This is a genomic window from Vicinamibacteria bacterium (genome assembly GCA_035620555.1).
GTDB lineage: Bacteria > Acidobacteriota > Vicinamibacteria > Marinacidobacterales > SMYC01 > DASPGQ01.
In genome coordinates this window covers 1-9,378 of the sequence record DASPGQ010000183.1, presented here as the reverse complement: position 1 = coordinate 9,378, position 9,378 = coordinate 1, and the positions used below count along the sequence as shown (strand labels likewise).

Annotated in this window: 12 protein-coding genes; 8 read left to right on the top strand and 4 right to left on the bottom strand. The window is 59.8% G+C overall.

Annotated elements, in window-relative coordinates; all coding sequences use genetic code 11:
* Positions 1-158: 158 nt before the first annotated feature.
* The 7 genes from VEK15_07110 to VEK15_07080 all read left to right on the top strand — a co-directional run bounded on the left by VEK15_07110 (position 159) and on the right by VEK15_07080 (position 4,427).
* Positions 159-440 carry a GlsB/YeaQ/YmgE family stress response membrane protein gene (locus tag VEK15_07110; protein ID HXV60443.1) on the top strand — a complete coding sequence of 94 codons (282 nt, stop codon included), beginning with the start codon at positions 159-161 and terminating at the stop codon, positions 438-440.
* A gap of 22 nt (positions 441-462) precedes the next feature.
* The gene (locus VEK15_07105) at positions 463-666 is read left to right on the top strand and encodes a dodecin family protein (protein HXV60442.1); all 204 of its coding nucleotides are present in this window, start codon (positions 463-465) and stop codon (positions 664-666) included.
* Positions 667-750: 84 nt separating this feature from the next.
* Positions 751-957 carry a hypothetical protein gene (locus VEK15_07100; protein ID HXV60441.1) on the top strand — a complete coding sequence of 69 codons (207 nt, stop codon included), beginning with the start codon at positions 751-753 and terminating at the stop codon, positions 955-957.
* 143 nt (positions 958-1,100) lie between these two features.
* Complete coding sequence (locus tag VEK15_07095) at positions 1,101-1,397, top strand: LysM peptidoglycan-binding domain-containing protein (GenBank protein HXV60440.1); 297 nt, start codon at positions 1,101-1,103, stop codon at positions 1,395-1,397.
* A gap of 10 nt (positions 1,398-1,407) precedes the next feature.
* Positions 1,408-1,830 (top strand): hypothetical protein, encoded by a 423-nt coding sequence (locus tag VEK15_07090; protein HXV60439.1) that lies wholly within the window; start codon positions 1,408-1,410, stop codon positions 1,828-1,830.
* 309 nt (positions 1,831-2,139) lie between these two features.
* A complete protein-coding gene (locus VEK15_07085; GenBank protein ID HXV60438.1) occupies positions 2,140-2,415 on the top strand; it encodes a YtxH domain-containing protein in 276 nt (91 codons plus the stop codon).
* Positions 2,416-2,594: 179 nt separating this feature from the next.
* Positions 2,595-4,427 carry a hypothetical protein gene (locus VEK15_07080; protein ID HXV60437.1) on the top strand — a complete coding sequence of 611 codons (1,833 nt, stop codon included), beginning with the start codon at positions 2,595-2,597 and terminating at the stop codon, positions 4,425-4,427.
* Between the two features lie 196 nt (positions 4,428-4,623).
* Here the strand turns inward: VEK15_07080 and VEK15_07075 are convergent, their stop codons facing one another.
* From VEK15_07075 to VEK15_07060, 4 genes are all read right to left on the bottom strand, one after another.
* Entirely contained in the window at positions 4,624-6,477 is a 1,854-nt protein-coding gene (locus VEK15_07075; protein ID HXV60436.1) for an EAL domain-containing protein, read from the bottom strand.
* Between the two features lie 736 nt (positions 6,478-7,213).
* Entirely contained in the window at positions 7,214-7,810 is a 597-nt protein-coding gene (locus VEK15_07070; protein ID HXV60435.1) for a hypothetical protein, read from the bottom strand.
* A 215-nt stretch (positions 7,811-8,025) separates the two neighbouring features.
* Positions 8,026-8,232 carry a dodecin family protein gene (locus VEK15_07065; GenBank protein ID HXV60434.1) on the bottom strand — a complete coding sequence of 69 codons (207 nt, stop codon included), beginning with the start codon at positions 8,230-8,232 and terminating at the stop codon, positions 8,026-8,028.
* 43 nt (positions 8,233-8,275) lie between these two features.
* A complete protein-coding gene (locus VEK15_07060; protein ID HXV60433.1) occupies positions 8,276-8,557 on the bottom strand; it encodes a GlsB/YeaQ/YmgE family stress response membrane protein in 282 nt (93 codons plus the stop codon).
* Between the two features lie 487 nt (positions 8,558-9,044).
* Here VEK15_07060 and VEK15_07055 point away from each other — a divergent pair.
* On the top strand, positions 9,045-9,378 hold a 334-nt coding region (locus tag VEK15_07055), incomplete at its 3' end, for a PRC-barrel domain-containing protein (protein ID HXV60432.1).

Sequence of the window (9,378 nt, the reverse complement as noted above, 5' to 3'; positions counted from 1 at the left end):
TTGCCTCCCTGACCTGAAAGCCTCGCCGCCGCATCGACGTAGCCGAGAAATGGACGTTTCCGAAGGGGATGGCTCGGCTCTTGCAGTAGCAATCAATCAGCAGCCACGGCAATCGCGCCGAACACCGGCACGGGTGTCGCGGAGGCGAGGAGGAAATCATGGATCTAGCATCGACAAATCTATTCATAACGCTCATCATCGGCGGCATCGTCGGCTGGCTGGCGAGCATCGTGATGAAGGCCAACAACCAGATGGGAATCCTGGCCAACGTCATCGTCGGCATCTTCGGATCGTTTCTCGGCGTCTACGTTGCCAATGCCCTGGGTGTGCGCGCTCAGGGGGCGCCTGCATCCTGGATCGTAGCCATTCTCGGCGCAGCGCTACTCATCTGGATTCTCCGGGCGCTCGGCGTCTTCTCTCGGTTGAGCGCAGCGCGCTGACGACGTTCAAGGAGCGCATGACATGTCAGTAGCAAAGGTTTCCGAGATCAGCGCCACTTCGACGAAGAGCTTCGAGGATGCGATCCAGCGAGGCATCGAGAGGGCGAGCAAGACGCTCCGCAACGTTCAGAGCGCGTGGATCAAAGAGCAACAGGTCAGGTTGACCAGCGGCTCCATCACGGAGTACCAGGTCAACATGATGCTCACCTTTGTCATCGACGATTAGACCCTCTAGCCCAGGCTGTATGGCTCGGGAGCGAGCGTTCGATACGCTTGCTTCCCGTGCCCCGCGCCAAGGAAGAAAATCGGAATGCGAATTCTCGCAATTGCGCTTTTGGTCGCTGGGGCCCTGGCCCTCGCCTACGGGGGATTCAGTTACACCAGCGAGACCCATGAGGCCAAGCTGGGTCCCGTGGAGATCAACATCACCGAGAAGGAGCGAGTGAACGTCCCGGTGTGGGCGGGGATGGCTCTTCTGGTCACGGGCGCTGGAATTCTGCTTACAGGGAAGAAGTAGAGCATCCGGAGGAAACCAAGCGGTAGCGGGAAACGAACTCTCATTGATCGGATGTTCGCAAAAGCAAATTACTCATAACACAGTCGCGGCTCGCGAGAACGGATTCAGAAATCCAAAGCGCGCCGAGAGGAGGAGACGTGGGAATTTTTGGAGATCTTTTTGGTAAGAAGGAAAAACCGCGGACGGACTTTTCCAACGTTCGGAGCGGCGGCTCCAGCACCGCTCCGAGCCCCGGTCGAACAGGACCGAAAACGAGTGCGCCTTCCGTGACCACGGGGCGGACCTATGTCGTCGTCAGCGGCGACAGCCTGTCCAAGATCGCCAAGCGAGAGTACGGCGACGCTCAGAAGTGGACCAAGATCTACGAGGCGAACCGGAACCTCATCAAGGATCCGGACCTCATCTACCCTGGACAAGAACTGCAAATCCCGAAAGTTTGAGGAGAGAAAAATGAGTATCAATCAATGCGTTCGAACTGTCGTCAGCGTGTCGTTGGCGGTGGCTTTCTTCGGTTGCTCTGCACCCAAGAAAGCGGTTCAGGCCGGCGTGAAGGTAACCGACATCGCCGTTGGGCGGAGCGTCACTGCAGACAAAGCGATTGCGGAAAAGACCGATTCCTTTGGACCCGCCGAGACCTTCTATGTATCGGTGACGACCGACGGTTCTGCCCCGAGCGCCACTCTCACCGCCCGCTGGACGTATGAGGACGGGCAAGTGGTCGATGAGTCCACGCAGAATATCGCCCCCACCGGCGGCGCCACCGCAACCGAGTTCCACCTGTCCAAGCCGGACCCATGGCCAACCGGCGGTTACAAGGTCGAAGTTCTCCTGAATGGCACCTCCGCCGGGACCAGGGACTTCAATGTCAGCTGAGCGATGAACCGGTCGAGAGGAAACTTGGTAAGGCTATCGACCGGCCTTCGGTGGTCGTGGGCCTGGTGAGCTCCTACGGCCACCGACGGGTGACTCTCTCGGTACCTATATACCTATGGAAGCTCGAGTCCGAAGGCGCAACAGAGGAACAATCTACAATCCGCCTTCCTTCGGAGACGGAGTGGGCGGCCTTTCCGCGAGAGTGGCGACGTTTTCACGCGTGAGAGATGGTCACGATCTTGCTCTTATCGAAGTTGAGTTCAAGTCGGCAGTAACCGACGACACACGAACGAGAACCGAGGAGGTTCCATGAATGAATGCACCACGTATTCCACCAAGATGGTTTGCTTTCTGGCCGGTGGTCTAGCCGGCGCCAGCGTGGCGTTGCTCCTTGCTCCCCACTCGGGCAAAAACACCCGTGCGGCAATGCGGCAGAAGGGGCGTGAAACTGCTGACTCTGCCCGTGGGTTGAAGGATCGGGCCATCCGTCGAGGCGAGGAAGTCCGGGACGAGACCGTCCGCCGCGTGGGAGCGGCCGCTTCCGCGCTTGCCGGCAACGGCGCCAGCGAGGTCGCAGCCGTCTGAGGGAGCAGTCCAAATCCGACCAGGACAGGTTTTGCCTGCTGGTCTCTCGACGAAAAAACCAGGAGAAGATTATGACGAGATCTCGACCGATAGCCGCCCTGGCCGTTCTGCTTGCACTTGCGAGTGGAAGTACGGCGGTCGCGGCACAACAAAGACCAAGCCGATCGAGCGATCAACAAGTGAAAGACCTGTTGACTCGCATCGACAAACGCACGGATACCTTTCGCGGCAGTTTCGATCGAGCGATCGATCGAAATCCGATCAATGGCAGCCGAGAGGAAGATCAGATCAACCGTTCCGTGAAGGATTTCGAGAAGGCCACCGACCGTCTGCGCGATCGAGTCAACGATCGCAAATCCGGTACCGCCGATGTCGAAGAAGTGCTCAGCCGTGCATCGCTCATCGACAGCTTCATGATGCGTAACCAGCTGGACGCTTCTGCCGAGCGCGACTGGGTGGACCTGCGGCGGGATCTAGATGACTTGGCAGCGATCTACGGCGTCACCGCGCATTGGACCGTACCGGGGACCAACGTGGCTCGGGTAGACGACAAGCAAGTCGAGCAATTGTTGAAACGGATCGACAAGGGAGCCGACCGGTTTCGCAAGAGTCTCGATAAGGCCCTCGACCACAGCACGATGGACGGCTCGAAAGGTGAAGACGACATCAACCAGTTCGTGAAAGAATTCGCAGAGACCACGGACCATCTGAAGGACCACTTCGGGCGCAAGCAGGTCGTCACCAACGATGTCGAGGACGTCTTGCGGCGCGGCGTGAGCATCGACGCCTTCATGCAGCGCCATCGGCTGAGCGAGCAAGCGGAAAACGACTGGCTCGCGCTGCGTCGCGACGTGGACGATCTGGCGCGCGTGTATCACGTCGCCTGGAATTGGAGTGACCCTCGATACACGCCGAGGAGCGTCGGTATGGGGCTCTATCATCGCCTGACGGGGACGTATCGACTGGAGAGGAACAGAGGCGACGATCCGCGTCAGGCAGCTGAAAAGGCCGCTCGCACCGTTTCTTCCGACCGGCGGCAAGCTACCTACCAAAGCCTCATAAACCGGCTGAAAGCGCCGGACGTGATTGCTATCGACCGGAACGAGAATCACGTCCAGATGGCCTCATCGCGCGCACGGCGGGTCGAGTTCGAGGCGGACGGCCGCGCCCGCACCGAGCGGGCATCTGACGGGAGCACCATCACTACCCGCGCCACCCTTTACGGGGATCAGTTAGTAGTGGCTACGACCGGGAATTGGGGAAATGACTACAGCGTTACGTTCGAGCCGATGAACGACGGGCGCAATCTGCGACTGACACGCCACATCTATGACGCGGAGCTCGCTCAACCGGTTACGGTCGAAAGCTTCTATCGAAAGTCATCGGACCAGGCCGAGTGGGATCTCTATACCTGGATACTGGGGGATTCCGTCACCGCCGACTCCGAGGCCGGTCATGGGCCGGTGCCCAATGGCACTCGATTGGTGGCAACGCTGAACGATGCGCTGAGCACAGAGAACGCCCGTGAAGGTGACCGTTTTACATTGACGATTCGCAGTCCATCGCAATATCAGGATGCGGTCATCGGCGGTTTCGTCAACCGGGTAAACGGCTCGGGGCGCTTCAGCGGTCGCTCAGAGATGTCACTCGGTTTTGAGACCATTCGTCTGCGCGATGGTGTTACCCACGATTTCGACGGGGTGATCGAGAGTGTCCGGACGCCTGATGGACTAACGTTCAGCGTAAATAATGAGGGCACGGTCGAGCAAGACAGCCGGACCCAAGAAACCGTTCAACGGGGTGCTATCGGCGCAGGTATCGGCGCCCTCATCGGCGCGATCGCCGGTGGTGGCAAAGGCGCGGCCATTGGCGCGGCCATCGGTGCGGGCGGCGGCGCGGGCACGGTGATCCTCGAGGGCCGCGACCGTCTCGACCTGGAGCGCGGCACGGAAGTTACGATCCTTTCCGGCGCATCGGGGAGTCGGAGAGTGACCACCAATTCGGGACGATGAACTCCGTTCTGGGTCGAGACCCTTGTAAACGTCTTGCCCAGTTTCTGAAAAGCTTGTGATGCCCAGTTCGCATCAGGGACGGTGTGTCGGGGCTCCGTTTCCGCAAGATCTCGCCGTGCCGAGCGCGAGAACAAACCGTAAATCAAGGAAAAGTGTTCAACGAAATCCTATTGGCTCTTCCTGCTCCCGACATGCATCACTTCACTGAATCGCTAGCACTGCTCGACTGGGCGAGTACTTCGGTCAGGAGGCTAGCCTGCCCGACGTAGTCGCCGAGTGCGTGGTCGACGCCGCTCTGACGAAGGACGCTCGCTGTCGCATCGTCGGCTACGCGCTCGGCAATGGTCTTCTTCCCGAGCCCTCGGGCGATGTCGACGATGGCCTCGACGACCACCCGGTCCTCGAGATTCTCCGCGATTCCGCGGATAAAGTCGCCATCGATCTTCACGTAGTCGAAGGGCAGGTTCTTGACGTAGTAGAAGGAACCGCAGCCGTTGGGAAAATCGTCCAGGACGAGCTGGCATCCATAGGCGCGCAGGCGCTGCGTGCAGGTCCTGACCTGCTCGAGGCTAGCGATCGCTTTCGTATCGGTCAGCTCCAAGACGAGAGAAGCGGGGTCGATCCCGGACTGGATCAGCGCGGTCTCGATGACCCTCGTGACCTCTGGATTGAGAGTCGCGCCCGAGAGCCTGGCGTGGAGCACTAGCATGCGCTCGGCCCGCTCATACTCTGCGATGGTTGCGATCGCCTTGCGGATGGCCCAGCAAGCGATGGCCGAGCCCAGGCGATTCCCCTCGGCTTTATCGACCAAGTACGGGGGCGAGAGTAGATTGCCCCTCCTCTTGCCGGGGAGTCTCAACACGAGCTCGTACCGCCGGACCTCGTTGTCTTCGAGATCGAGGACGGGTTGGCCGTAGAGCAAAACGGCGTCTGCGGCGAGGGCCCCACGGATGCGCTCCGCCTCACGGAGCCCGGCGCGTCCAGGCGCGGCGAGCCGACGGGTTACACGGACAGGCTCCTTGGTTTTACGGTCGGAAGCGGGTGGGTACATGGCGATGCGATCTCGCCCCGCCGCCTTGGCCTCGTACATGGCGAGGTCGGCGTGGGGCATCAGCTCGGCCGCGTTGAGGCCCTCGAACAACGCCACCCCCACACTGGCGGTGACGCGGATCGACCGTTCACCGTCGACCACAACGCGCTGACGCAGGCTCTCGACGATGTTCTCGGCGACGGTCAGGGCCTGATCGGTTCCGGTCTGCGGTAGAAGGACCGCGAATTCGTCACCGCCTACCCGGGCCAGAACGTCCGTCTGGCGGATTCGATGCCTAAGAGTTTCGGCCACGGCCTGGAGCAGCTCGTCACCCGTCTCGTGGCCCAGAGCGTCGTTGACGTCCTTGAAGTGGTCGAGATCGGCAAGGATCAGGGCGCTCGAGAAGCCGTAACGTGCGGTTCGGTGGGCTTCTTTGACCAGTTCCTGTTCGAAGCGGCGCCGGTTGAACAAGCCGGTCAAGTAGTCGTGGTCGACCAGATACGCGAGTTGGTCCTCGCGCTCCTTACGCTCGGAGATGTTCTGGACTTGCCAGATCGCGTGGGATGGCTGTCCTTGCTCGTCACGAACGAGCGCAACGGTCACGAGCATCCAGACATAGTGGCCCTGGTGATGGCGGTAGCGCTTCTCGAGTGCATAGCTTGCGACCCGACCGCTCAGGAGGTCCCGCGCCGGTTGGTCCTCGAGGTCGATGTCTTCGGAATGGGTCAGGGCACGAAAGTTGGTCGCCATGAGCTCGTCCCGGGAATACCCGGTGATGCGGCAGAGCGCGGCGTTGACCTCGAGAAAGCAACCCCCGATGTCGACGAGCGCCATGCCGATCGGAGCATGGTCGAACGCGCACTGAGACCATGAAGAAGCGTCCTTCGGACTCTCGTCGGACCTTCCGCCGTTGCCCTGCTCGGGACGCTGACCTGTCAGGACAGAAGGGATGGGCTTGGGCGCCGACGCTGACCGCGTCGACTCCGGTGGTTGAGGATGGGAATTCCGAGCGGTCTGCATTAGTCATCTCGCAGTTCCCAACCGATGAAGAGCATCATTAGCAGACTTCCCATGGATTCCTCCTTGCGTCTGCGCCTTCGGGTCGGGGTTCGACCCGGTTTTGGCGGGGGCCGCCCAGCGCATCAGTAAGCAAGAGTCTGGCCAGGCGCTCGTCACGTCGCACTCCTATGTAAGCTGTTGCCGTGTATCGCAATAACGACACGCGGTCCGGAAGAAGGAGTCAAAAAGCGCCGGGCCCGCCCGGCAAATTGTAGAAAAGGGCGGCAAACGTCGCATCGCTTGGGTGCCGAAACTCGAGCCCTCGTCTTCTCGATCTACCTGATCTAGTGCTCGGTCGCCTCTCGGGGCCGTCAAGTCGCCTTCGGCTTCACATCTGATTCCGAGCATCCTCCATGCGGCGGCCGAAAAGGCCTCGTTCTCCACCACCACGTCCAACTCGCGGTTCCGCATCCCGCTCGCCAGATTGAGATTGGTGGAGGCTCACTCGCGCCCAGCGCCGTCGGCGACTGCGGTCTTGGCGTGGAGCATGCGCCCGTTCCATCGACATCTTCGACCAGTCGCGAAGGTGAAATAGCCTCCATGCCGTCGGTGCCACCTACCTCGACGCGGCGGTTCTGTCGCCAGCCTTCGTCTGCTCCGATCGGCTCGTTCTTTCCTTTTCCAAGAAGACGACTATTAATAAGAGACGGTCTGGCGTTGCGGTTTCCCGTAGCATGAAAGTCCGCTCTTTGACCGATCAATGCCAGATGATGATCTCGTTCATGTCCGAAACGGCAGCCTCGTCACCGGCGAGGTAGCGGCCGGCTATGGGCTCGGCATCTCGGAACGCGACCCGAGCTACCCGATCGGTTGTTTCTTCCCGCAGATAGATGTTCACTACCTCGAACTTGTGCGGGACGGCCGCGGCTTCGAGAGCTGCGATGGGAGCGAATTCCATGAACGCGTCGATCGGCATCGTGAGCCGAATCTCCACGTCTTGTCCCTTACCGTCCTTCGACTCGGAGACGTTCACGACGCTCTTGAAGGGTTGCTCGAAGCTCTCGATGCTCTCCTCGAGCTCCGCTCTTCGCTCCTCGGCCATTTTCGGATCGGGTTGCGGTTTAGGAAGAGCTCGGGGGCGAACCCCGTTTTCCGTGGTCATGCTCGCCAACGTCCCTCGCCGTTGCTCCAACCGATTCGAGCGGAATTCCTCGACCTCTTTCGCGATCTGCTTCTCGAGCTTGCTCTGGTATTCTCTAATCCGATTTTGCTGAGCCACGGCGGCTCCGGCGACCAAGAGGCCAGAAACGGTGAGAACGATCGATGTCAACAGATACGGTCTTTTTAGATACATGTTTTCCTCTTTGTGATTTGGACGTTAGAACAACTTCACACCGGTCTGTACTGCCGGCTTGGGTGCGGAGCAACCGTAGAAAGCTGCGGCCAACATAAGCCCAGCCACGACTGGGGCGTATTGATGCATCCTCATTTTTCATTCTCCCCTCGCCCTGAGGGGCACGGGGAGCAAGTCTTCGATTGCGCTTGCTCCCTCACGCCACCGTTGGGCCTCTAGTTGTCGTCGACAACGAACGTGAGCATCATTTTGACCCGGTACTCCGTGATGGAGCCTTTGCTCAACTTGACCTGTTGGTCTTTGATCCACGCGCTATGGACATTGCGGAGGGTCTTGTTCGCCCTCTCGATACCTTGATGGATCGCATCCTCGAAGCTCTTCGTCGAGGTTGCGCTGATCTCGGAAACCTTTGCGACTGACATGGAATCGTTCCCCTCTTTGAAGGTTCGGGCGAAGAGCCGTTGACTATCGCGCGGAGCTCAATCTGGAGAAGACGCCTAGGGCACGCAGAATCCAGATGAAAAGAGCTGCGCCGAGGACGGCGACGATCCAGGCCGCGGGCGCTCCGTGGGTCTGAACACCCAGCGCGTTCGCGACGTAGACGCCGAGAAACGAGCCTATGATGCCGACGATGACGTTGGCGAGAATTCCCATCTGGTAGTTGACCTTCATCACGATGCTCGCCAGCCAGCCGACGACACCCCCGATGAGGAGCGTGACGAATAGGTTTGTCGATGTTAGATCCATGATTTCCTCCTGGCGTCCTCGATGCCCATTTCGGTGTGCGAGTCGGGTTGCCGTGGCCGCCGATTGACTACCCTTGCAAGAGCTGAGCCATTCCTTGGGAAAGGCAGCTGTTCTTTCTTACGTCGATGCGGCGGTTGGGCTTAGCGGTTGGGCTTAAAGGAAGTGCGGTATCCCGGACGGGTCCATACGAGAAACCCGGGATGTCTCTTTCTACAAATTGGACTCATGCGCCTCCGCGTCGCGAGCGGACGCAGGGCACGAAACCGCGGACGCGGTCTGAAAAACGACGCCCGGTGGGGCTGCACTTCCTTGAATCAGCCGTTCGATGCCCTGGCAACCGGCTCGGGCTGCCTTGTCCACGAAGCGTAGACAGGTATCCTTGACGCGTTGTCGCGTCGCGCGAAAAGACGTGACGACGTTTCGGCGGCACACAAGTTGCAGGTCAGCAAAGGCAACGCAGAACGCAAACAAAAAGGAGAATTGAGTTATGGCAACTTCGACTAGGCAGGTACAGGAGAAGTACGGCGTCGTTTCGGCGTCGAAGATCATCGGAGAGTCCGTCGTCAATCGCCAGGATGAGAACCTTGGCAAGATCCATGAACTGGTATTCGACGCCAAGGACGGCCGTCTGGCTTACGCCGTTTTGTCCTTCGGCGGGTTTGTCGGCATGGGGAACAAGCTCTTTGCCATGCCCTGGAACGCGTTCGAGTTCTCCAACACCGAGAACAAGCTCATTCTGAACGTGGAGAAGGAGAAGCTGGAGAGCGCTCCCGGGTTTGACAAAAGCGCCACCTGGCCGGATTTTGCGGACCGGACGTGGG

Excerpts from the sequence above, each read along its gene's own strand:
- VEK15_07110 (HXV60443.1), top strand. The coding sequence starts at position 159 with ATGGATCTAGCATCGACAAATCTATTCATAACGCTCATCATCGGCGGC.
- VEK15_07105 (HXV60442.1), top strand. The coding sequence starts at position 463 with ATGTCAGTAGCAAAGGTTTCCGAGATCAGCGCCACTTCGACGAAGAGC.
- VEK15_07100 (HXV60441.1), top strand. The coding sequence starts at position 751 with ATGCGAATTCTCGCAATTGCGCTTTTGGTCGCTGGGGCCCTGGCCCTC.
- VEK15_07090 (HXV60439.1), top strand. The coding sequence starts at position 1,408 with ATGAGTATCAATCAATGCGTTCGAACTGTCGTCAGCGTGTCGTTGGCG.
- VEK15_07085 (HXV60438.1), top strand. The coding sequence starts at position 2,140 with ATGAATGAATGCACCACGTATTCCACCAAGATGGTTTGCTTTCTGGCC.
- VEK15_07075 (HXV60436.1), bottom strand. The coding sequence starts at position 6,477 with ATGCAGACCGCTCGGAATTCCCATCCTCAACCACCGGAGTCGACGCGG.
- VEK15_07070 (HXV60435.1), bottom strand. The coding sequence starts at position 7,810 with ATGTATCTAAAAAGACCGTATCTGTTGACATCGATCGTTCTCACCGTT.
- VEK15_07065 (HXV60434.1), bottom strand. The coding sequence starts at position 8,232 with ATGTCAGTCGCAAAGGTTTCCGAGATCAGCGCAACCTCGACGAAGAGC.
- VEK15_07060 (HXV60433.1), bottom strand. The coding sequence starts at position 8,557 with ATGGATCTAACATCGACAAACCTATTCGTCACGCTCCTCATCGGGGGT.